Annotated in this window: 20 protein-coding genes and 1 pseudogene; 15 read left to right on the forward strand and 6 right to left on the reverse strand. The window is 72.8% G+C overall.

Features of this window, described 5'->3' with window-relative positions:
* Positions 1-3 precede the first annotated feature (3 nt).
* The 7 genes from puhE (at position 4) to JMJ55_RS10125 (ending at position 7,438) form a co-directional block, all read left to right on the forward strand.
* Positions 4-828 carry a putative photosynthetic complex assembly protein PuhE gene (gene puhE / locus JMJ55_RS10095; RefSeq protein ID WP_202825404.1) on the forward strand — a complete coding sequence of 275 codons (825 nt, stop codon included), beginning with the start codon at positions 4-6 and terminating at the stop codon, positions 826-828.
* Between the two features lie 30 nt (positions 829-858).
* Positions 859-2,070 (forward strand): 5-aminolevulinate synthase, encoded by a 1,212-nt coding sequence (hemA, locus tag JMJ55_RS10100; RefSeq protein ID WP_202825405.1) that lies wholly within the window; start codon positions 859-861, stop codon positions 2,068-2,070.
* A gap of 102 nt (positions 2,071-2,172) precedes the next feature.
* Positions 2,173-2,445: a high-potential iron-sulfur protein gene (locus JMJ55_RS10105; protein WP_202825406.1), complete on the forward strand. Its 273-nt coding sequence runs from the start codon at positions 2,173-2,175 to the stop codon at positions 2,443-2,445.
* Between the two features lie 49 nt (positions 2,446-2,494).
* Complete coding sequence (bchI, locus tag JMJ55_RS10110; protein ID WP_328702601.1) at positions 2,495-3,517, forward strand: magnesium chelatase ATPase subunit I; 1,023 nt, start codon at positions 2,495-2,497, stop codon at positions 3,515-3,517.
* Positions 3,514-5,229 (forward strand): magnesium chelatase subunit D, encoded by a 1,716-nt coding sequence (locus JMJ55_RS10115; RefSeq protein WP_202825408.1) that lies wholly within the window; start codon positions 3,514-3,516, stop codon positions 5,227-5,229. Before bchI ends, JMJ55_RS10115 begins: the two co-directional genes overlap by 4 nt.
* Positions 5,226-6,137 carry an alpha/beta fold hydrolase BchO gene (bchO, locus tag JMJ55_RS10120; protein WP_202825409.1) on the forward strand — a complete coding sequence of 304 codons (912 nt, stop codon included), beginning with the start codon at positions 5,226-5,228 and terminating at the stop codon, positions 6,135-6,137. Before JMJ55_RS10115 ends, bchO begins: the two co-directional genes overlap by 4 nt.
* Complete coding sequence (locus JMJ55_RS10125; RefSeq protein ID WP_202825410.1) at positions 6,134-7,438, forward strand: DUF3422 family protein; 1,305 nt, start codon at positions 6,134-6,136, stop codon at positions 7,436-7,438. Before bchO ends, JMJ55_RS10125 begins: the two co-directional genes overlap by 4 nt.
* On the opposite strand, the gene JMJ55_RS30925 is transcribed toward JMJ55_RS10125, so the two are convergent.
* Together JMJ55_RS30925 and JMJ55_RS32055 are read right to left on the reverse strand one after the other, a co-directional pair.
* The gene (locus JMJ55_RS30925; protein ID WP_236033551.1) at positions 7,416-8,339 is read right to left on the reverse strand and encodes a hypothetical protein; all 924 of its coding nucleotides are present in this window, start codon (positions 8,337-8,339) and stop codon (positions 7,416-7,418) included. The two genes, JMJ55_RS10125 and JMJ55_RS30925, sit on opposite strands and share 23 nt — an antisense overlap.
* A 91-nt stretch (positions 8,340-8,430) precedes the next feature.
* Positions 8,431-8,886, reverse strand: a pseudogene (locus tag JMJ55_RS32055) (alpha/beta hydrolase); the annotation flags it as partial.
* Between the two features lie 72 nt (positions 8,887-8,958).
* On the opposite strand from JMJ55_RS32055, the gene JMJ55_RS10140 reads away from it, so the two are divergent.
* From JMJ55_RS10140 to JMJ55_RS10150, 3 genes are read left to right on the forward strand one after another with little or no spacing between them, the layout of a single operon-like run.
* The gene (locus tag JMJ55_RS10140) at positions 8,959-10,500 is read left to right on the forward strand and encodes a phytoene desaturase (protein ID WP_202825413.1); all 1,542 of its coding nucleotides are present in this window, start codon (positions 8,959-8,961) and stop codon (positions 10,498-10,500) included.
* Positions 10,481-11,527 carry a phytoene/squalene synthase family protein gene (locus JMJ55_RS10145; protein WP_202825414.1) on the forward strand — a complete coding sequence of 349 codons (1,047 nt, stop codon included), beginning with the start codon at positions 10,481-10,483 and terminating at the stop codon, positions 11,525-11,527. Before JMJ55_RS10140 ends, JMJ55_RS10145 begins: the two co-directional genes overlap by 20 nt.
* 11 nt (positions 11,528-11,538) lie before the next feature.
* Positions 11,539-11,865: a hypothetical protein gene (locus tag JMJ55_RS10150; RefSeq protein ID WP_202825415.1), complete on the forward strand. Its 327-nt coding sequence runs from the start codon at positions 11,539-11,541 to the stop codon at positions 11,863-11,865.
* Between the two features lie 28 nt (positions 11,866-11,893).
* Here the strand turns inward: JMJ55_RS10150 and JMJ55_RS10155 are convergent, their stop codons facing one another.
* The 3 genes from JMJ55_RS10155 to JMJ55_RS10165 all read right to left on the reverse strand — a co-directional run bounded on the left by JMJ55_RS10155 (position 11,894) and on the right by JMJ55_RS10165 (position 13,695).
* Positions 11,894-12,052, reverse strand: coding sequence for a hypothetical protein (locus JMJ55_RS10155; protein ID WP_202825416.1), 159 nt, complete (start codon positions 12,050-12,052; stop codon positions 11,894-11,896).
* 95 nt (positions 12,053-12,147) lie between these two features.
* The gene (locus JMJ55_RS10160; RefSeq protein WP_202825417.1) at positions 12,148-13,272 is read right to left on the reverse strand and encodes a serine hydrolase domain-containing protein; all 1,125 of its coding nucleotides are present in this window, start codon (positions 13,270-13,272) and stop codon (positions 12,148-12,150) included.
* A 66-nt stretch (positions 13,273-13,338) separates the two neighbouring features.
* Positions 13,339-13,695: a hypothetical protein gene (locus tag JMJ55_RS10165; protein ID WP_202825418.1), complete on the reverse strand. Its 357-nt coding sequence runs from the start codon at positions 13,693-13,695 to the stop codon at positions 13,339-13,341.
* A gap of 119 nt (positions 13,696-13,814) precedes the next feature.
* Between JMJ55_RS10165 and JMJ55_RS10170 the strand changes: the two genes are divergently transcribed.
* Both JMJ55_RS10170 and JMJ55_RS10175 read left to right on the forward strand, forming a co-directional pair.
* On the forward strand, positions 13,815-15,260 hold the full coding sequence (locus tag JMJ55_RS10170; protein ID WP_202825419.1) for an FAD-linked oxidase C-terminal domain-containing protein: 1,446 nt from the start codon (positions 13,815-13,817) through the stop codon (positions 15,258-15,260).
* Positions 15,261-15,316: 56 nt separating this feature from the next.
* Positions 15,317-16,486, forward strand: coding sequence for an FAD-binding protein (locus tag JMJ55_RS10175; protein WP_236033552.1), 1,170 nt, complete (start codon positions 15,317-15,319; stop codon positions 16,484-16,486).
* A gap of 7 nt (positions 16,487-16,493) precedes the next feature.
* Here the strand turns inward: JMJ55_RS10175 and JMJ55_RS10180 are convergent, their stop codons facing one another.
* Positions 16,494-17,228, reverse strand: a complete 735-nt coding sequence (locus tag JMJ55_RS10180) for an SGNH/GDSL hydrolase family protein (RefSeq protein WP_202825420.1) — start codon at positions 17,226-17,228, stop codon at positions 16,494-16,496.
* A 99-nt stretch (positions 17,229-17,327) separates the two neighbouring features.
* Here JMJ55_RS10180 and JMJ55_RS10185 point away from each other — a divergent pair, with 99 nt between their 5' ends.
* From JMJ55_RS10185 to glcF, 3 genes are read left to right on the forward strand one after another with little or no spacing between them, the layout of a single operon-like run.
* Positions 17,328-18,551, forward strand: a complete 1,224-nt coding sequence (locus JMJ55_RS10185) for an OpgC family protein (RefSeq protein WP_202825421.1) — start codon at positions 17,328-17,330, stop codon at positions 18,549-18,551.
* 8 nt (positions 18,552-18,559) lie between these two features.
* Positions 18,560-19,324 carry a GDSL-type esterase/lipase family protein gene (locus tag JMJ55_RS10190; RefSeq protein WP_202825422.1) on the forward strand — a complete coding sequence of 255 codons (765 nt, stop codon included), beginning with the start codon at positions 18,560-18,562 and terminating at the stop codon, positions 19,322-19,324.
* A gap of 45 nt (positions 19,325-19,369) precedes the next feature.
* On the forward strand, positions 19,370-20,686 hold the full coding sequence (gene glcF, locus JMJ55_RS10195) for a glycolate oxidase subunit GlcF (RefSeq protein ID WP_202825423.1): 1,317 nt from the start codon (positions 19,370-19,372) through the stop codon (positions 20,684-20,686).
* Positions 20,687-20,702: the final 16 nt, after the last annotated feature.

Consider the following 20,702-nt stretch of genomic DNA (forward strand, 5'->3'; position numbering starts at 1 on the left):
GCCATGGCCGATTACGGTCTGCCCGCCCTCTATGCGCTGTTCGTCTGGTGGTTCAGCACCGGGGCGATCATCTGGCTGGACGGGCTGCCGGCGCGGACCTATCGACGCAGCATGCTGGGCGCGACGGTAATGCTTGCCGCCGCCCTCTGGGGCCTCGCCGCCAGCAGCGCGGACGCCTCGCCCCTCGGCGCCTACTGCGCCTTCTCCTGCGGCCTGCTCGCCTGGGCCTGGCAGGAGATGGCTTTCCTGATGGGCTTTGCCACCGGCCCGCGCCGCCAACCCTGCCCGGAAGGCTGCACCGGCTGGCCGCGCTTCCGCCTCGCCGTGCTGACGATCCTGCATCATGAGCTGGCGATCATCGCCGGCGCCGGAGCCGTCCTGGCTCTGACCTGGGGCCAGCCGAACCAGATCGGCGCCTGGACCTTCCTGCTGCTCTGGGGCATGCGGCAGAGCGCCAAGCTGAACGTCTTCCTCGGCGTACGGAACCTCAACGAGCAGTTCCTGCCGCCGCACCTCGCCTACCTCGGCAGCTTCTTCGCCCGCAAGCCGATGAACCTGCTCTTCCCGCTTTCCGTCACCGGCGGCACGCTGCTCTGCGCCTGGTTTTTCCACCGCGCCCTGGCCGGCGGGGCCAGCGACTTCGAGGCCGCCGGCTTCACCTTCCTCGGCGTGCTGACCGCGCTCGCCATCCTCGAACACTGGTTCCTGGTGCTCCCCATCCCGGCGGAAGCGCTCTGGAACTGGAGCATGAAGTCACGCCGCCAGGCCGCATCGGCCGTGGCGGAGGCGGAACCACAGCACCTGCATGCGCTGCGGCCCGCCGCCTGATGCCATAGACCCTGAAAGGGAGAGGGGACGATGAACTACGAGGCGTTCTTCCGGAAGCAGATCGGCGCCCTCCACCGCGAAGGCCGCTACCGCGTCTTCGCCGACCTCGAGCGCCAGGCCGGCGCCTTCCCCTATGCGACGCACCACCGCCCGCGCGGCCAGCAGCAGGTGACGGTCTGGTGCTCCAACGACTATCTCGGCATGGGCCAGCACCCGAAGGTGCTCGCCGCGATGCACGAGGCGCTCGACAAGTGCGGCGCCGGTGCCGGCGGCACGCGCAACATCGCCGGCACCAACCACTACCACGTCCTGCTCGAGCAGGAGCTCGCCGACCTCCACGGCACGGAGGCCGCGCTGCTCTTCAACAGCGGCTACATGTCGAACTGGGCGACGCTCTCGACGCTCGCCTCGCGCATGCCAGGCTGCGTCATCGTCTCCGACGAGCTGAACCATGCCTCGATGATCGAGGGCATCCGCCACAGCCGCGCCGAGCGCCGCGTTTTCGCCCATAACGACCCGGCCGACCTCCGCCGCATCCTCGCCGAGCTCGACCCGGAGGCGCCGAAGCTCGTCGCCTTCGAAAGCGTCTACTCGATGGACGGCGACATCGCGCCCATCGCCGAGCTCTGCGACATCGCTGAGGAATACGGCGCGATGACCTATATCGACGAGGTCCATGCCGTCGGCCTCTACGGCCGCCGCGGCGGCGGCGTGACGGAGCGCGACGGCGTCGCCCATCGCCTCACCGTCATCGAGGGGACGCTGGCCAAGGCCTTCGGCGTCGTCGGCGGCTACATCGCCGGGTCCGCCGCGATGTGCGACTTCGTCCGCTCCTACGCCTCGGGCTTCATCTTCACCACCTCCATGCCGCCCGCGGCCGCAGCCGGCGTCATCGCCAGCATCCGCCACCTGAAGGAGAGCAGCGTCGAGCGCGACCTGCTGCATGCAAATGCTTCGCAACTCCGCGCCAAGCTCGACGCCGCCGGCGTGCCGCATCTGGAGAACCCCAGCCACATCGTCCCGGTCATGGTGCGCGATCCGGTGGTCTGCAAGCAGATCAGCGATCTCCTGCTGGACCACTACGGACTCTACGTGCAGCCCATCAACTACCCAACCGTGCCGCGCGGCACGGAGCGCCTGCGCTTCACCCCCGGCCCGCTGCACAGCACCGCGGATATCGACCATCTGGTCGCTTCCCTGTCCGAGATCTGGTCGCAGTTCAGCCTGCAGCGCGCTGCTTGAGACGCATTCTCATGAGACGAAAAACATCGTTGTTACGCTTGGCAAGTTCGGTATCGGACCCATGCTTGGCGTGCCGCCCAATCGGAGGAGGTCATACAGGTGATGGACAAGCGTTCGAAACCGCAGGCGCGCCGCGCCTTCCTGCAGAGGACCGGGCTTCAGGTCGCCGGCCTCGCCGCCCTGGCACCATTCGCCGTCGCTACGGCCCGTGCGCAGGACAAGCTGGCGCCCGAGATGGTGATGTATCAGAACGAGCCGAAGGAAGGCCAGCGATGCAGCGGCTGCCAGCATTTTCAGCCGCCGAATGCCTGCGCGATCGTCAACGGCAATATCAGCCCGGATGGCTGGTGCGCCGTCTGGGCCGCAAAAGGCTGACCATGACCCGGCGCGGCCCGCTCGCCGCGCCGGCCGGAGACAGGCGGCCGTGACTGGGCGGCGCGCCTTCCCCTTCTCCGCCATCGTCGGGCAGGAGGAGATGAAGCTGGCGATCCTCATCGCCGCCATCGACCCCGGCATCGGCGGCGTGCTCGTCTTCGGCGACCGCGGCACCGGCAAGTCCACCGCGATCCGCGCCCTCGCCGCCCTGCTGCCCGAGATCCCCGTCATCGAGGGCTGCCCCTATCGCTGCGACCCGGCCGACGAGGCCGCGCTCTGCGCCGAATGCCGCACCCGCCGCCCGCTGCGCACCGCCATGGCGCCGGTCCCCGTGGTGGACCTGCCGCTCGGCGCGACCGAGGACCGCGTGCTCGGCGCCCTCGACATCCAGCGCGCGCTGGCCGAGGGAGTGAAGAGCTTCGAGCCCGGCCTCCTCGCCCGCGCCCATCGCGGCTTCCTCTACATCGACGAGGTGAACCTGCTCGAGGATCACCTCGTGGACCTCCTCCTCGACGTCGCCGCTTCCGGCGAGAATGTGGTGGAGCGCGAGGGCCTCTCCATCCGCCACCCCGCCCGCTTCGTCCTGGTCGGCAGCGGCAACCCGGAGGAGGGCGAGCTCCGCCCGCAGCTGCTCGACCGCTTCGGCCTCTCGGTCGAGGTGGCGACCCCGAAGGACCTCCCGAGCCGCATCGAGGTCATCCGCCGCCGCGACGCCTTCGAGCGCGACCCCGCGGGCTTCACCGCCCACTGGTCCGGCGCCGAGGCCGAGCTGCGGAACCGCATCCTCGCCGCCCGCACCCGCCTGCCCGACATCGCCCTGCCGGACGCCGCGCTCGAGCGCGCCGCCCGGCTCTGCCTCGCCCTCGGCACCGACGGCCTCCGCGGCGAGCTGACGCTCATCCGCGCCGCCCGGGCGCTGGCCGCCCTCGAGGGCGAGGCGGCGGTGGACGACGCCGCCCTCCGCCGCGTCGCCCCGCCCGCGCTGCGCCACCGCCTGCGCCGCAACCCGCTGGACGAGGCCGTCTCCACCACCCGGGTCGAGCGCGCCATGGCGGAGGTCTTCGCCCCGTGACCCCGGGGGCCGGGCCCTGGGCCGATGCCGCGCGGGCCGCCGCCCTCCTGGCCATCGACCCGGCCGGGCTCGGCGGCGCCGCCCTCCGCGCCCCGCCCGGCCCGGTGCGCGAGGCCTGGCTCGCCCTGCTGCGCAGCCTCCTGCCGCCGGCGATGCCCTGGCGCCGCCTGCCGCTCGGCATCGCCGATTCCCGCCTGCTCGGCGGCCTCGACCTCGCCGCCACGCTGCGCGCCGGCCGCCCCGTCGCCGAGCGCGGCATCCTGGCCGAGGCCGATGGCGGCGTCCTGCTCCTCGCCATGGCGGAGCGGCTGGAGCCCGGTACCGCCGCCCGCCTCGCCGCCGCCCTGGATACGGGGGAGGTGGCCGCCGAGCGCGACGGCCTCGCCCTCCGCGCCCCCGCCCGCCTCGCCCTCGTCGCCCTCGACGAGGGGATCGCGCCGGAGGAGGCCCCGCCCGCCGCCCTGCTCGACCGCCTGGCCCTCCGGCTCGACCTCTCCGCGATCCCGCCCGCCGCCACCTCGGCGCCCACGCCCACGGGCGGCCAGGTCATCGCCGCCCGCGCCCTGCTGCCCCGCATCGCCGCCGGGCCCGACGTGCTGGAGGCGCTCTGCGCCACCGCCGCCGCTCTCGGCATCGACAGCCTCCGCCCGCCCCTGCTGGCGCTCCGCCTAGCCCGCGCCGCCGCTGCCCTGGCCGGGCGCGAGGCCGTCGCCGAGGAGGATGCCGCGCTCGCCGCCCGCCTCGTCCTCGGCCCCCGCGCCACCCAGGCCCCGGCCGCGCCCGAGCAGGAGGCGCCACCCCCGCCACCCCCGCCCGAGACGGCCGAGGACCAGCCGCCCCAGCCCAGCCCCGAGCAACTGGGGGAGATCCTCCTCGCCGCCGCCGAGGCCGCCATCCCCGCCGGGCTGCTGGATGGGCTCCGCCTCGCCCCCGCCCGCGCCCGCACGGCCGGCACCTCCGGCCTGCGCCGCGCCTCGCCCCATCGCGGGCGACCGGTCGGCAGCCGCCCCGGCGAGCTGCGCGGCGGCGCCCGCCTCGCCCTGGTCGATACCCTCCGCGCCGCCGCCCCCTGGCAGCGGCTGCGGGCCAATGGGGGAAATCCCGGCCCCCGCCTCCGCATCGCCCGCGAGGACATCCGCATCCGCCGCTTCCAGCAGCGCTCGGAGACGGCGACGCTCTTCCTGGTCGATGCCTCCGGCTCCGCCGCCCTGCACCGCCTGGCCGAGGCCAAGGGCGCCGTCGAGCTCCTCCTGGCCGAGTGCTACATCCGCCGCGACCGCGTCGCGCTGCTGGCCTTCCGCGGCGCCGGCGCCGAGCTGCTCCTGCCGCCGACCCACTCGCTCGTCCGCGCCCGCCGCAGCCTCGCCGCGCTGCCCGGCGGCGGCGGCACCCCCATCGCCGCGGCGCTCGACGGGGCCCTGGCGCTGGCGGATGCCATCCAGCGCCGTGGCCAGACCCCGCTGCTGGTCCTGCTGACCGACGGCCGCGCCAACATCGCCCGCGACGGCCGGCCCGGCCGCGAGCGCGCCATGGCCGAGGCGCTGGAAGCCGCCCGCGCCCTCCGTGCCGCCCGCATCCCGGCGCTGCTGGTCGACACCTCGCCCCGCCCGCAGGAGGCCGGCCGCAGCCTCGCCGCCGCCCTGGGCGGCCGCTACGTCCCGCTGCCCTATGCCGATGCCGCCGCCATCTCGCGGGCCGTGAGGCAGGGATGAGCCCCGGCCGCCCCGACTGGGCGACCGACGGCCGCGACTGGCCGAACCGCGCCGCCAGCCGCTTCGTCCGCGCCGCCGGCTTCCGCTGGCATGTCCAGGTGGCGGGGAGGGGGCCCGTGCTGCTCCTCGCCCACGGCACCGGCGCCGCCACCCATTCCTGGCGCGGCCTGCTGCCGCTGCTCGCCCGCCGCTTCACCGTCGTCGCCCCCGACCTCCCGGGCCACGGCTTCACCAACACCCCCGCCGGCGGCCGCCTTTCCCTGCCGGTGATGGCCCGGGCGCTCACCGAGCTGGTGCGCGCGCTGGGCCTGCCACCCGACCTCGCCATCGGCCACTCCGCCGGCGCCGCCATCCTGGCGCGGATGACGCTCGACGGCGGCATCGCCCCGCGCGCCGTCATCGGGCTCAACGCCGCGCTGCTGCCCTTCGAGGGCTTCGCCGGCCAGGTCTTTTCCCCCATTGCCCGGCTGCTCGCCGGGGTGCCCGCCGTGCCCTGGTTCTTCGCCCGCCGCGCCGCCGGGCCCGGCGTGGTCGAGCGCCTGCTGCGCGACACCGGCTCCGCCCTCGACCCGGAGGGCGTCGAGCTCTACGCGCGCCTCGTCCGCCGCCCCGCCCATGTCGCCGCCGCCCTCGGCATGATGGCGAACTGGGACCTACACCCGCTGCTGCGCGACCTCCGCCGCCTGAGGCCGCCGCTGGTCCTGCTGGTCGGCGGCGCCGACCGCACCATCCCCCCCGCCGATGCCCGCCGCCTCAAGGCGATGCTCCCCGCCCTGCGCGTCATCCCGCTCCCCGGCCTCGGCCACCTCGCCCATGAGGAGGATCCGGCGCGCATCGCCACCCTCGTCGCCGGCCTCGCCGAGGAGCTGGGCCTCGCCACCGGCCCCGCCTCCCTGGCCGAGGCATGATCCTCCCGCCCTCGCACCCCCAGCGCCTCGAGCTGAACGACGAGGTGCATGCCCGCCCGCCCGAGGCCCTGGCCGCGCCGCTGCGCCTCACCTACCTGGCCCTGCTGACCGACCCGGCACGGCGCGACGAATCCTACGAGGCGATCTGCGACCTCGCCCGCCGCTCCGCCATCCCGCCGCCGCTGCCCGGCGCCAGCCATGCCAGCACCGATTTCGGCCCCTTCCGGCTGAAATGGGAGCGCCACACCGAGTTCAGCCGCATCATGGTGATCACCCCCGGCGCCGATGCAGCCGATCCCTTCGCCAGCCCCGCCATCGACGCGCTGCCGCCCGACTGGGTGCAGGCGCTGCCCGGCCGGCTGCTGGTGGCGACGCACCTCGCCCTGCTCCCCGCCGGCGAGACCGATCCCGACAGGCTCGCCGCCCGCCTCTTCGCCGGCAACGGCCTGATCGGCGGCACGATGAGCGGCGGCGCCGCCCGCGTCTTCACCGATTTCCGCATCCATGGCGGCTTCAGCCGCATCCTGGTCGAGGATATCCGCACCACGCCGCGCCAGGCCGGCCGCCTCATCCAGCGCCTGCTTGAGATCGACACCTACCGGATGCTGGCGCTGCTCGCCCTGCCGCTGGCCCGCGACCTCGGTGCCCCCATCACCGCCAGCGAACGCAAGCTCGTCGAGATCACCGAGGCCCTCGTCACCGCCCGCTCCGCCGACGAGCCGGAGCTGCTCGACAGCCTCACCCGCCTCGCCGCCGAGACCGAGAGCCGCGAGGCCCGCACCCTCTACCGCTTCAGCGCGGCAGAGGCCTACGACGCCCTCGTCCAGCGCCGCATCGCCGAACTCCGCGAGGGCCGGATGGAAGGCATGCAGACCCTGCAGGAGTTCATGGAGCGCCGCCTCGCCCCCGCGATGAACACCTGCCGCGCCATGGCCACCCGGCAGGACGCGCTCTCCCGCCGCGTCGCCCGCGCCACCCAGCTTCTCTCCACGCGCGTCGACCTCACCCGCGAGCAGCAGAACCAGGTCGTCCTCGCCAACATGGACCGCCGCGCCCAGCTCCAGCTGCGCCTGCAGGAAACGGTCGAAGGCCTCTCCGTCGCCGCCATCACCTACTACATCGTCGGCTTGGTGGCCTATGTGGCGAAGGGCCTGAAGGCCAGCGGCCTCCACCTCGACGTGGACCTCGTCACCGGCATCGCCATCCCTGTCGTGGCGGTGGCCGTCGCCCTGGCCATCCGGCAGTTCCGCCATGTGATGACGAAGCGCACGACCTTCCTCACTCCACCAATGGGAAGGTAGCCGCCAGCGCCCAGGCCAGCGCCAGCGCATGCCCGATCGCCGCCGGCAGCGGCGTCCCCGTCGCCCGCCAGCTCCACCGCCCAACGAGCCCATAGACGGCAAGGAAGAGCAGCATCACCGGCACGATGATGACGAGGAAGAACAGCCGCCGCGGATCCAGCGCCACGGCGAGGAGCAGCGAGACGAGGAAGGCGAGCTTCGTCGCCGGCGCCGCGAACCGCGCCGCATGCGGCCCCCGCACCGCCCATTCATCCGCGAGGAACCAGGGCAGCGTCCCACACAGCATTACCGGCACCAGCCAAGCCCGCATCCCCACCGGCAGGAAGCTCGTCAGCAGCAGGTCGATCGCCACGCCGAAGCCGAGCATCGCATAGGCCGCAACGCCGATGGCCCCGAGCGCGACCCGCCCCGGCCGCGCCCCGCTCCACCCCGCGCCCCGCCACCACAGCAGCAGCCCTGTCACTACCCCATAGAGCGCGCAATGCAGCGCGAGGTAATCGCCGAGCAGCAGCGGCAGGAACCGCCCCGGCACCAGCCGCAGCAGCAGCGGCGTCACCACCGCCGGCACCAGCACGACCGGCCAAAAGCGCCGCCACCTCATCCCCCCACCCTCGGCCCCGGCCACCGCCCGCGGCAGCAGCATCGACAGCGGCCAGCCCAGCACCAGCAGCCCGCCGAACAGCAAGGCCAGCGCCCCGCCGCGGATATCGAGGAACCCACTCCCCGCCCGCCCGAACACGCCATCGAGCCAGCCGAGCGATTCCGCCAGCGCATCCCGGCCGTAGAGGATGCCGATATGCTCGACGCCCGCGGCGAGCGCATACCGCCGCCCCCGTCCCCTCCTCGAAGCGCCCCGCGGTGACGCGCTCCGCCCCCGCCCCGGCCAGTCGCCGCGCCGCATCCCGGAGGAATTCCGGCTCCCAGGCCCCCACCAGCAGCAGCAGGTTGCGCGGCCGCTCCGCCGTCACCTCCGGCCCGAAGCCCGAGACCGCGACGGTCGCCGCCACATCCTCCCGTCCGAAGGCGAAGCGCACCGCGATATCCGCCGCCATCGAATGCCCGAGCAGCGCCAGCCTGCCATCGCCAAGCCCCCGCGCCGCCTCCACCACCCGCCCGAGCGCCGCCAGCAGCGCCCCCGCCGCCGCCCGGTCATCGCTCAGCCCGCCTGCCAGCGGCACCGGATTCCGCCCATGCCCGGGAAAGTCGAAGGTCACCGCCACATACCCGCCCCTCGCCAGCGTCACGGCGAAGGCCTGCATCATCTGCTGCGACCCGGCGAAGCCATGCGCCAGCACCACCACCGGCCCCGCCGTCTCGGCCGCCAGCCGAAACACCCGCGCCGGGATCTCCCCCAAGGCCAGCGGCGCCACCACCACCCCCTCGCGCGCCGCATGCAGCCGCCAGCCGCCGAGCCCGATCGCCGCCAGGGCCAGCAGCGCCACGACCATCCCCGCAATTCGTCGCAAGCCCCGCTCTCCGCACTGGTGGTTTCCGTCAAGACAGGTTTACACTCACACGCAATGCCCGACTTTACACCCGCCGCGCCACCGAGCCTCCCGGCCCTGCTGCCCCAAGCTGCGCGCCCGCATGCGGTGGTGATCGGCTCCGGCTTCGGCGGCCTCGCCGCTGCCATCCGCCTCGGCGCCCGCGGCTACCGCGTCACTGTGCTCGAACGCCTGGCCGAGCCCGGCGGCCGCGCCCGAGTCCACCGTCAGGACGGCTTCACCTTCGATGCCGGCCCGACCATCGTCACCGCGCCCTTCCTGCTGGAAGAGTTGTGGTCCCTCTGCGGCCGCCGCATGGCCGACGACATCGACCTCCGCGCCCTCGACCCCTTCTACCGCATCCGCTTCGACGACGGCGCCACCTTCACCTATTCCGGCGACCAGGCCGCGATGCGCGCCCAGATCGCCGCCTTCAACCCTGGCGACCTCGCCGGCTACGAGCGTTTCATGGCGCTCAGCGCCGAGACCTGCCGCATCGGCTTCGAGCAGCTCGGCCACGTCCCCTTCGGCCACTGGACCGACATGGCGAAGGTTGCCCCCGGCCTCGCGCGCCTGCAGGCCTGGCGCAGCGTCTACCGCACCGCCGCCGCCCATTTCCGCGACGAGCGCCTCCGCACCGTCTTCAGCTTCCACCCGCTGCTGATCGGCGGGAATCCCTTCGCCGCCAGCGGCATCTACGCACTGATCTCGCATCTCGAGCAGCGCTGGGGCGTCCACTGGGCGATGGGCGGCACCGGCAGCCTCATCCAGGGCCTCGTCCGCCTGATCGAAGGGCAGGGGGGGCACCTGCGCTGCGGGGCCGAGGTCGCCCGCATCGAGACCACCGGCCGCCGCGCCACGGGCGTGACGCTCGCCGACGGCGAGGCCATCCCCGCCGATGTGGTGGTCTCCAACGCCGACGCCGCCTGGACCTACGGCAAGCTGCTCCCGGGCGTGGTGCGCCGCCGCTGGACCGATGCGAAGCTCGCCCGCGCCCGCTACTCGATGAGCCTCTTCGTCTGGTATTTCGGCACGCGCCGCCGCTACGAGTCCGTCGGCCACCACACGATCCTGCTCGGCCCGCGCTACCGCGGCCTGCTGCGCGACATCTTCACCCGCAAGCACCTCGCCGAGGATTGCAGCCTCTACCTCCACCGTCCGACCGCGACCGACCCGTCGATGGCCCCGCCCGGCTGCGACGCCTTCTACGTCCTCTCCCCCGTGCCGCATCTCGGCGGCGGCCAGGACTGGGCGGCGCAGGCCGAGCCCTACCGCCAGCGCATCGCCCGCCGCCTGCACGAGACGCTGCTGCCCGGCTTCGAGCAGGAGATCGTCACCTCCCGCGTGACGACGCCGCAGCATTTCCGCGACGACCTGCTGGCCGTCCACGGCGCCGCCTTCGGCCTGGAACCGGTGCTGACGCAGAGCGCCTGGTTCCGTCCGAACAACCGCTCCGAAGAGGTGGAGCGTCTCTACCTCGTCGGCGCCGGCACGCATCCCGGCGCCGGCATCCCCGGCGTCATCTCCTCCGCCAAGGTCCTCGACAGCGTGGTGCCGCATGCCTCCGCCCTGGCGTAAGCCTGTCCTCGCCGCCGCCGACCTCGCCGCCTGCCGCGCCCTGCTGCGCGGTGGCTCGAAGAGCTTCCACGCCGCCGGCAAGCTGCTGCCCGCCCGCATCCACGAACCCGCCGCCGCGCTCTACGCCTTCTGCCGCGTCGCCGATGACGTGATCGACGAGGGCGGCGGCCCCGCCGCTCTCGCGGCCCTGCATGCGCGGCTCGACGCTGCCTATGACGGCCACCCGCACCCGGACCCGGCCGACCGGGCGCTGGCCGCCGTCGTCGCCCGCTACGCCATCCCCCGCGCCCTGCCCGCCGCCTTGCTCGACGGCTTCGCCTGGGACCAAGCCGGCCGGCACTACGAGACGCTGGCCGAGCTCGAGGCCTATGCCGCCCGCGTCGCCGGCTCGGTCGGTGCCATGATGGCGCTGCTGATGGAGGAGCGCCGGCCGGAGGTGCTGGCCCGCGCCTGCGACCTCGGCGTCGCCATGCAGCTCACCAACATCGCCCGCGATGTCGGGGAGGATGCCCGCAACGGCCGCCTCTACCTGCCTCGCGCCTGGATGCGCGAGGCCGGCCTCGATCCCGATGCCTGGCTCGCCGCGCCCCATTTCGATGCGCGGCTCTCCGCCGTGGTGCAGCGCCTGCTCGCCGCCGCCGATGCGCTGTATCGCCGCTCGGAAGGCGGCATCGCCTGCTTGCCGCTTGCCTGCCGCCCCGGCATCGGCGCCGCCCGCTTCATCTATGCCGAGATCGGTCGGGTGCTGGAACGCGACGGGCTCGACAGCGTCAGCCGCCGTGCCGCCGTTCCCGGCCGACGCAAGGCGCTGCTGCTCGCCCGCAGCCTCGGTGCGTTGCTGCTGCCGCGCCCGGCCGTCGGCGCCCCGCCGCTGGAGGCGACGCGCTACCTCATCGAGGCCGTCGCCGCCGCCCCGCCGCCACGGATGCGCAGCCGCGCTCCGGCCCGGTCCTTCGATGAGCGTGTGGCCTGGCTTGTCGATCTCTTCACGCGGTTGCAGCAGCAGGAGCTGCGCCGCAACGGATAGGGAGGCTCCCCATGCGCAACCTGCCCGGCATGCTCATGCTCGCCGGCACCGTCTGGCTGGTCTGGTCCGCCCTCGGCCGCCGCCGCAGCGCGGAACAGGCCGCCGCCCGCGGCGAAGCCCCGCCGGCCCTGCATCCGTCGCTCGAACTGATGGGCGGCATCATGCCGCCGCTGGTCAATCTCGGCCTGGTCATCGCCGGGGGCCAGGTCGCCTTCGCCTTCTGGCTGACGAATGGCGCAGGCCTCTTCGGTCCGCTCGACCTGATCGGCTTCCTGGCGCTGCTGGCCGCCTATTCCTATTGGCTCGGCATGAAGACCCGGCACCGCCTGGCCGGGTGACGCCGAAGGAAGCCCAAGGCTTCCCGCGTCAGGCGCGCGGCTGCGGGCCGGCCTCGGGCGTCGTCGCCACCGAATGTTCGTTGGTGCGCTTGGCCTGCTTGACCCGGGTCCATTGCCAGACGCCGAGCGCGGCCCCGACGATCAGGGTCATGGCAAAGAGCCATACGATGAGGCTGTCGGAATTCATGGGTGTCTGCTCCCGGCTTGCATTGGGAGCAGACGCGAGGGTGAGAACGGGGTTTCTCCGCTGCCGCTTGGGGTCACCTCTCCGTGCGCGGACCTCTACTCCGGCAGGATCGCCGCATGGGCGAGGCTGCTGAGCACATCCATGCGCTGGTTGTGGAAGACCTCCGTCTGCCGGCAGTTCGAGAAGAAGGCAAAGGAGGTGCCGCTGGTCGGATCCGCCCAGCAATAGGAAGAACCGACGCCGCCATGACCGAAGGTCCGCGGATGGCCGATGGTGCCGAGGCCACGCGCCACCGGCGTCTCGCCGCGCGAATGCGGGCCGATGCCGCGATGCATCGGGATGCCCATATACTCGTCGATCCGGTCGCCGGTGAAATTGCGGGTGACGAATTCGATCATCCGCGGCGAGAACAGGCGGGTGCTACCGAGCACGCCGCCCCCGGCCAGCATCTGGTAGAAGGCGGCCATGCCGCGGGCGGTGCCGTAACCGCCGCCGCCCGGGATGCCGGCTGCATGGTGCTCGGCGGTGTTCTCCGCGGCGCGCGGGACGAAGGCGCCGTCCTGCTTCGGGTCATAGATCTCGGCGGCGCGGGGCAGGGTCGCGGCCTCCATGCCGATGACGATCTCCTGCGTGAGACCGAGCGGGGTGATGATCCGTTCCCGGATGAAGGCGCGGAAATCCTGGCCGGTCACGGCCTCGATCAGCACTGCGGCGACCCAATGCGCGGCGGTCGGGTGGTATTGCACCCGGCTGCCCGGCGTCCATTCCAGGGTGAAGTCGGACACCGTTCGCCGCAGCCGCGCATGGTCGGCCCAGCACTCCGCCGGCACCATGGCCGAGGGGAAGCCGCCCTGATGGGTCAGGAGCTGGAGGATGGTGATGCCGCCCTTCCCATGCGCGGCGAATTCCGGGACGTGCTGGGCGACGGTGTCGGAGAAGCGGATCAGCCCCTCCTCCGCCAGCAGCCAGACCGCGGCGGCGGTCACCACCTTGGTGTTGGAATACATCAGGAAGAGCGTTTCGGCCGAGGCCGGGCTGCCGACCCGCGCCTCGCCGAAGCTGCGGAACAGGGCCAGCTTGCCATGGCGCGCGACCGCGACCTGGGCGCCCGGATGATGGCCCTCGGCGATATGCCGCTCGATCGTGGCGCAGAGCCGGGCGAGCGGGCGCGGGTCGAGGTTCAGCGCCTCGGGATTGGACTCGGGCAGCGGGAAGGCCATGGACGTGCTCCCTTCAGGGGGTCTGCCCGAAGCCTAGCACCCTCGGCCGCCGCCGCCAGGGCCAGCCTAGTTCGGCTTCAGCACCTCGGTCCCCATCCCGCCGCCGCTGGTCCAGCTGCCGCGCAGGCTGCCATCCGGCTCCACCCCGTAGATCGCCACCCCCGGTCGGCCATCGGCCGAGAAGCCGAGGGCGAGCATGCCGCTCTGGATCAGGCCAAGGCCGAGGATCTGGGCATTGCCGACCAGCCATCGGCCGATCCAGGCGCCGTTCGGCCCCTCGCGCAGCTCGAAACTACCCTCATAGGTGGTGCCATCGGGGTTGATCCCCTCGATCGCATAGCTGCCGGGGCGAAGCTGGGCGAAGGCGGCGGGGGCGAGCAGCAGCAGGCCGGCGGCCAGCGCGAGGATGCGGAAGCGGGACAAGATGGTCTCCGGGCAGGAAAAGGCGGCGGAGAGTGGCGTCCCGCACCGGCCGCGTCCAGCGCGGCGCTTGCCCAGGGCGCGCCTCCCGCCCATTTTCCGGCCATGGAGGACCCCGCCCCGTGATCGACCTGCCCGCCCCGAAACCCGATGTGCTGGCCCGCCGCGCCGAGATCCTCGCCGGCCTCCAGGCCCTGCTGCCCGGCGATGGCGTCATCACCGAGCCGGCGCGGGTGAAGCCTTATGAAACGGATGGGCTCTCGGCCTATCGCCAGCCGCCGCTGGCCGTCGTGCTGCCCCGCACGACTGAGGAGGTGGCGGCCATCCTCCGCTTCTGCCACCGCAACGGCGTGCGCGTCATCCCCCGCGGGGCTGGGACCAGCCTCTCCGGCGGGGCGCTGCCGCTGGCCGATGCGGTGGTGCTCGGGATGATGCGGCTGAACCGCATCCTGGAGGTCGACTACGCCAACCGCCTGGCGGTGGTGGAGGCGGGCGTCACCAATCTCGGCATCACCAACCACATCGCCGGGGACGGCTTCTTCTACGCGCCCGACCCTTCCTCCCAGCTCGCCTGCATGATCGGCGGCAATGTGGGGATGAATTCGGGCGGGGCGCATTGCCTGAAATACGGTGTCACGGCGAACAACCTGCTCGGCCTCAAGGCCGTCACCATCGAGGGCGAGATCTTCGAGGTGGGTGGCCGGCACCTGGATGCCGCCGGCTATGACTGGCTCGGCCTGCTGACGGGCTCCGAGGGCCAGCTCGCGGTGGTGACGGAGGTGACGGTCCGCATTCTCCATGCGCCGGAGGGGCAGCGGGCCATGCTCGCCGCCTTCAAGGGCACCGAGATCGCCGGCGCTGCGGTCGATGCGATCATCGCCAGCGGCATCATCCCCGTCGCGCTGGAATTCATGGACAAGCCCTGCATCCATGCCTGCGAGGCCTTCGCCCATGCCGGCTACCCGCTGGATGCCGAGGCGATGCTGATCATCGAGGTCGAGGGGAGCCAGCAGGAGCAGGACATGCTGCTCGGCAAGCTGAAGGAGATCTGCAGCCGCTTTGACCCGATCAGCCTCAAGGTGGCGCAGACGCCGGAGGAGAGCCTGGCGATCTGGAAGGGAAGGAAGGGCGCCTTCGGCGCGGTCGGCCGCATCTCGCCCGACTATCTCTGCATGGATGGCACCATCCCGACCGGGGAGCTGCCGCATGTGCTGCGCCGCATCGGCGAGATGAGCACGGAATACGGCCTGCAGGTCGCCAATGTCTTCCATGCCGGCGACGGCAACCTGCACCCGCTCATCATGTTCGACGCCAATGACGCCGCGAGCTTCCGCAAGGCCGAGGCCTTCGGCGCCGATATCCTGAAGCTCTGCGTCGAGGTCGGCGGCTGCCTCACCGGCGAGCATGGGGTCGGCGTCGAGAAGCGCGACCTGATGCCGGTGCAGTTCACCCCATTCGAACTGGACCAGATGCGGGCGTTGAAGGCAGCCTTCGACCCTGATTGGCTGCTGAACCCGGCCAAGGTCTTCCCGATCGAGGGCAACCCGGCGCTGCGGCCGGCGGCATGAGCGGCGCGTCCGATGCCAGGAACGGCGAAGGCCGCGGAGGGCTGAATCAGCCACGCATGCCGCAAGGCATGCTCATCGCGCCGGCCGAGGAGGCCGGGGTGGCGGCTGCGGTCGCCGAGGCCGCGGCCGCGGGCGAGCCGCTGGCGATCGAGGGACGAGGCACCAAGCGCGCCCTGCTGCGTCCGGTGCAGGCGGCGCGGACGCTCTCACTGCGGAACCTCTCCGGCATCACCCTCTATCGGCCGCAGGAGCTGATCCTCTCCGCCCGGGCCGGCACGCCGCTCCCGGAGATCGAGGCGGCGCTGGCCGAGCACGGGCAGCAGGTGATCGCCGAGCCGCCCGACCTCACCGGCCTGTTCGGCGCGACGGAGCCGGCGACGATCGGGGGCCTGGTGGCGACCAACCTCTCCGGCCCGCGGCGCATCAGCGCCGGCGCGATGCGCGACCATGTCATGGGCATCCGCGCCGTGAACGGGCTAGGCGAGGTCTTCCGCAGCGGCGGGCGGGTGCTGAAGAACGTCACCGGCCTCGATCTCTGCAAGCTGCTGACGGGCGCCCATGGCACGCTCGGCGTCATCACCGAGGTGACCTTGAAGGTCCTGCCGGCGACGGAGGCGGAGGGGACGGTCTCGGTCGCCGTGCCGGATCTGGAGACCGGGGTGCAGGCGCTCTCGGCCGGGCTCGGCAGCCCCTATGGCGTCAGCGGCGCGGCGCTGCTGCCAGGCCCGACGCCCCGGGCCCTGCTGCGGATCGAGGAATTCGCCGAATTCGTTGCCTACCGGTGCGGCCGGCTGCGCGAGGCGCTCGGCCGCTTCGGCGAGGCGAGCCTGGTCGAGGGCGAGGAGAGCCGCGCCCTCTGGCGCCGGGTGCGGGATGCCGAAGCGCTGGACGCGGCGCCGGAGGAGGCGATCTGGCGCGTCTCCGTCCAGCCGAGCGCGGGGCCGGGGGTGGCAGTTGCGGCGGGGCTGGATAAGGCGCTGCTGGACTGGGGCGGCGGGCTGGTCTGGCTGGCCGGGCCGGCGACCGAGGCGGCGCATGGCCGGGTGATGGCGGCGGCCCGCGCCGCCGGCGGCAGCTTCACCCTCTTCCGCGCGCCGGAGCCGCTGCGGGCGGCAGTGCCGGTCCTGCCCGAGGAAGCCCCGGCCCTGGCCGAAATCGGCCGCCGGGTGCGGGCGGTGATGGACCCGAAGGGCATCCTCAACCCGGGGCGGATGCGGGCGGCTTAAGGCTCGGTCAGCGCCCCGCGATCCGCGGCGGCCCGGCGGCATTAACCACTGCCTGGGCCAGCGCCCCGGCCAGGCAGGCATAGCCGCGGTCATTGTGGTGCAGCCCGTCCGGGCCGATCACCGCGGCGGGTGGGGTGCCATCCGCCTCCCAGGCCGCCATCAGCGCGGCGCGGGAGAAGAGCGGCACATGCAGCCGGGCGGAGAGATCGCGCAGCGCCTCGTCGAAGCGCTCGAAATGCGGCGCCTTCACGATGCGGGGCGCCCGCTGGCTGTCCATCAGCACCACATCGATGCCCCGGGCCCGCAGCCGGTCGATCCCATCCGCCATGGCGTCATGGAAGGCCGCCGGCGCCATGCCGCGCAGCACCGCATTGGCCCCCGCCTGCCAGATCACCATGGTCGGCCGGGTGGCGATCACATCCGTCTCCAGCCGGGCCATCATCTCCTCCACCTCCTCGCCGCCGCGGCCGCGGTTCAGCACCACCAGCCGGGCCTCCGGCAGGGCGGTGTGCAGCAGCCCCTCCAGCACGGCCGGATAAGCACGGTCGGGGCCGCTGGCGCCCGATCCCTCGGTGGAGGAGGAGCCGAAGGCGATGACCGTGATCTTCCGCCCATGCGCCAGGGCGGCCCGGGTGGCAGGCAGGGAGAGAAGCTGGGTCGGCGCCCTCGGGCAGGGCTCCCCCGCCCCGGCGGGGGCGGCGAAGGCGAGGCTGCATAACAGCAAGGCAATGAACCGGCGCATGGCCGGAGGCTGCCGCAAGCGGCGGCGGCGCGCCAGCCCCCAATCCGCCCGGCTTGCGCCCCGGCCGGACCATGGGCATCTCTCCGGCCGGAGGTGGCGATGCGGCAACTGATCCGGGGCCTGCAGCATGGGCCGGGCGGGCAGGGCGGGCGCGACCTCCGGGCCGATGCCTTCCGTGGCCTCGCCCTCTGGTTCATCCTGATCGATCATATTCCCGGCAACCGCCTGGGCGGGCTGACCCTGCGGAACATTGCGCTCTGCGATGCGACGGAGGCTTTCGTGCTGCTGGCCGGCTATGCGGCCGGCATCGCCTATGGGGCGGCATTGGACCGGCGCGGCTGGACCTTCGCCGCGGCAGTGCTGATCCGCCGCGTCAGCACCCTCTACGTGGCGCATATCTTCCTCTTTGTCGTCTTCACCGCCCAGGTCGGCTATTCCGCCGCGGCGCTGGAAAGCTCGGCCTATCTGGACGAGCTGCATCTCGATGTGTTCGGGGAACAACCCTATCTGGCGCTTCTTCAGGCTTTGTTACTGCGCTTCCAGCCGGCCTTCCTCGACATCCTGCCGCTCTACATCGTGCTGCTGCTGCTGCTGGTGCCGGCGCTGGCGCTGCTGCGGCGGCCGGCGGTGCTGATGGCGGTGTCCGCGCTGCTCTATTTCGTGGTGCGGCTGCTCAATCTCAACCTGCCGAACTGGACCGGTGGCGGCTGGTTCTTCAACCCGCTGGCCTGGCAGGTGCTGTTCTTCACCGGCTGCCTGCTGGGCTATGCCCGGCCACGCGGCGGGCGGCGCGGCCCGGTGCCGGCGGTGCCCTTTCATCCGCTGCTGGCGACAGCCGCAGGGGTGGCGCTGCTCATCGGCATGGCGATCGTTTTCGTCAATGACTATGGCGAGGCCTGGCTGGCCGAGGCGCCGCCCCGGCTGGCCGAGCTGCTGACCACCATCGACAAGACCGGGCTGCATCCCTTCCGGCTGATCTCGATCCTCGCCATGGCCTATCTGGTGGGCCATGCGGTGCCGCGCGATGCCGGCTGGCTGCGCAGCCGGGCCGCCTCCCCCTTCGTGCTGATGGGCCAGCACGGGCTGCCGGTCTTCTGCGCCGGCATCTTCCTCGCCTTCCTTGGGCGGCTGGCGCTGGAGATGGACGACCGCTGGCCGATGCAGCTGCTGGTCAACCTGGCGGGGCTCGGGGCGCTGGTGCTGGTCGGGGTGATCGGCGCCTGGTACCGGCTGCGGGAGAGGGGCGAGGCGCCACGCCATGCGCCGGCCAGCGCTGCCGATCCCTTGCGGCCCCCTGTCCCGTCCACTACCACTATGTCATGAAAGGCGGAATGATCGCGGGCGCCGGCCGCATCCTCCTGCTCTGCGCCACGCTGCTGGCCCCTGCCGCAGCGCGGGCCGAGGCGCTCGCCTGCGGCGCCCCGCCGGAGCTGCTGGAAGCCAGCGCCGCCCTGCCCGCCACCGCCCGCGCCGCCAGCGCCGGCAGCCTCCGCATCCTCGTCGTCGGCAGCGCCTCGGTCCTTGGCCCCGGCACCAGCGGCCCGCCGGCCGCCTGGCCGGCCCGGCTGGAGGCGCGCATCCGCGCACGCGTCCCGCGCCTCAAGCTCGAAGTGGTGACCCGCGGCGCCCGCGGCCTGACCACCGCCGAGACCGAGGCGATCATCGAGGCCGAGCTGCACCAGGGCCCGCCGCCGAACCTCGTGCTGTGGCAGGCCGGCACGGCGGAGGCGGTGCGCGGCCTCGATGTGGATGAGATGGTCACGGCGCTGAATGCGGGCCTGTCGAAGGTGGTGGCGGCCGGGGCCGATGCGATCCTGATGGACCAGCAATTCTCCCGCTTCATCCGCGCCAATGCCAATGTGGATGCCTATCGGGACGCCTTGCGGCTGGCCGCTGCGGCCCATGGCGTGCCGGTGCTGCGGCGCTGGGACCTGATGCGCTTCTGGGCCGATAACGACCTGATCGATATCGAGCGCGCCGGCCGGACCGAGCGGGTGGCGGTGACCGACCGGCTGAACGACTGCCTCGCCCAGGCCATGCAGGCCCTGATCCGCGACGGTGTCGCCGAGGCGCGCGGCCGGCCGACGCCCCGGTAGCCCGGCCCCTGGTCCCTACCCCTGGCGCGGGCCTATATCTGCGTCATGCAAACCCATTTCTCGCCGGAGCAGCTGCGCGATCCCGACACGCGGGAGAGCAACGGGATTCTCCGCACCTGCGTCCATTGCGGCTTCTGCACCGCGACCTGCCCGACCTTCGTGCTGCTGGGCGATGAGCTCGACAGCCCGCGGGGGCGCATCTACCTCATCAAGGACATGCTGGAGGGGGGCAAGCCCGCCACCGAGGAGGTGGTCCGGCATGTGGACCGCTGCCTTTCCTGCCTGTCCTGCATGACGACCTGCCCCTCGGGCGTGAACTACATGCATCTGGTCGATCATGCCCGGCACTATATCGAGGAAACCTATGACCGGCCCTGGCATGAGCGGGTGCTGCGCCGGGCCCTCAGCGGCATCCTCCCCTATCCGAAGCGGTTCCGGGCGGCGATGGCGGGCGCCCGGCTCGGCCGGCCGCTGGCCGGGCTGATCCCGGGCGGGCATGTGCTGGCGCAGCGGCTGCGAGCGATGCTGCGCCTCGCGCCCGGTGCCCTGCCGGCGCCGAGCCCGATGCAGGCGCCGCAGGTGCATCGCGCGGAGGGCGAGCGGCGGGGGCGCGTCGCCCTGCTGACCGGTTGCGCCCAGCAGGTCCTCGCCCCCTCGATCAACGAGGCGACGATCCGCCTGCTGACCCGGATGGGGATCGAGGTGGTGATCACCCGGGAGCAGGGCTGCTGCGGCGCGCTCGACCACCATATGGGCCAGCACGACCCGGCGATGCGCCTGGCGCGGGCCAATATCGCCGCCTGGATGCGCGAGATCGAGGGCGAGGGGCTGGACGGCATCGTCATCAACACCTCGGGCTGCGGCACGACGGTGAAGGATTACGGCTTCATGCTCCGCGAGGAGCCGGAGGCGAAGCAGGCCGCGCAGGTTGCCGCCCTGGCGATGGATGTCTCCGAAGCGCTGGTGAAATTCGACTATGCGCCGAGCCGGGAGCCGCCGGGGCTGACGGTCGCCTATCACGCCGCCTGCTCGCTCCAGCACGGGCAACGGGTGACGGCGGCGCCGAAGCAGCTGCTGGCCCGGGCTGGCTTCCTGGTGCGGGAACCGGCGGAGCCGCATCTCTGCTGCGGCAGCGCCGGCACCTACAACCTGCTGCAGCCGGAGATCGCGGCGCAGCTGCGAGACCGCAAGCTCGGCAACCTCAACCGCACCGGGGCCGACCTGATCGCGGCCGGCAATATCGGCTGCCTCACCCAGCTCGGCGGGGACACGCTGCCGGTGGTGCATACGGTGGAGCTGCTGGACTGGATGGCCGGCGGACCGGCCCCGGCCGCCGTCGGGGCGGTCCGGGACGCGGCCTGATCGAGTTGTCTCGGTA

Source organism: Belnapia mucosa (assembly GCF_016775475.1).
Taxonomy (GTDB): Bacteria; Pseudomonadota; Alphaproteobacteria; order Acetobacterales; family Acetobacteraceae; genus Belnapia; species Belnapia mucosa.

Coding starts and splice junctions, on each gene's coding strand:
- bchO (WP_202825409.1), top strand. CDS start 5,226: ATGAGCCCCGGCCGCCCCGACTGGGCGACCGACGGCCGCGACTGGCCG.
- JMJ55_RS10150 (WP_202825415.1), top strand. CDS start 11,539: ATGCGCAACCTGCCCGGCATGCTCATGCTCGCCGGCACCGTCTGGCTG.
- JMJ55_RS10140 (WP_202825413.1), top strand. CDS start 8,959: ATGCCCGACTTTACACCCGCCGCGCCACCGAGCCTCCCGGCCCTGCTG.
- JMJ55_RS30925 (WP_236033551.1), bottom strand. CDS start 8,339: ATGCGGCGCGGCGACTGGCCGGGGCGGGGGCGGAGCGCGTCACCGCGG.
- JMJ55_RS10105 (WP_202825406.1), top strand. CDS start 2,173: ATGGACAAGCGTTCGAAACCGCAGGCGCGCCGCGCCTTCCTGCAGAGG.
- JMJ55_RS10155 (WP_202825416.1), bottom strand. CDS start 12,052: ATGAATTCCGACAGCCTCATCGTATGGCTCTTTGCCATGACCCTGATC.
- JMJ55_RS10175 (WP_236033552.1), top strand. CDS start 15,317: ATGCCGCAAGGCATGCTCATCGCGCCGGCCGAGGAGGCCGGGGTGGCG.
- puhE (WP_202825404.1), top strand. CDS start 4: ATGGCCGATTACGGTCTGCCCGCCCTCTATGCGCTGTTCGTCTGGTGG.
- glcF (WP_202825423.1), top strand. CDS start 19,370: ATGCAAACCCATTTCTCGCCGGAGCAGCTGCGCGATCCCGACACGCGG.
- hemA (WP_202825405.1), top strand. CDS start 859: ATGAACTACGAGGCGTTCTTCCGGAAGCAGATCGGCGCCCTCCACCGC.
- JMJ55_RS10160 (WP_202825417.1), bottom strand. CDS start 13,272: ATGGCCTTCCCGCTGCCCGAGTCCAATCCCGAGGCGCTGAACCTCGAC.
- JMJ55_RS10145 (WP_202825414.1), top strand. CDS start 10,481: ATGCCTCCGCCCTGGCGTAAGCCTGTCCTCGCCGCCGCCGACCTCGCC.
- JMJ55_RS10125 (WP_202825410.1), top strand. CDS start 6,134: ATGATCCTCCCGCCCTCGCACCCCCAGCGCCTCGAGCTGAACGACGAG.
- JMJ55_RS10180 (WP_202825420.1), bottom strand. CDS start 17,228: ATGCGCCGGTTCATTGCCTTGCTGTTATGCAGCCTCGCCTTCGCCGCC.
- JMJ55_RS10190 (WP_202825422.1), top strand. CDS start 18,560: ATGATCGCGGGCGCCGGCCGCATCCTCCTGCTCTGCGCCACGCTGCTG.
- JMJ55_RS10185 (WP_202825421.1), top strand. CDS start 17,328: ATGCGGCAACTGATCCGGGGCCTGCAGCATGGGCCGGGCGGGCAGGGC.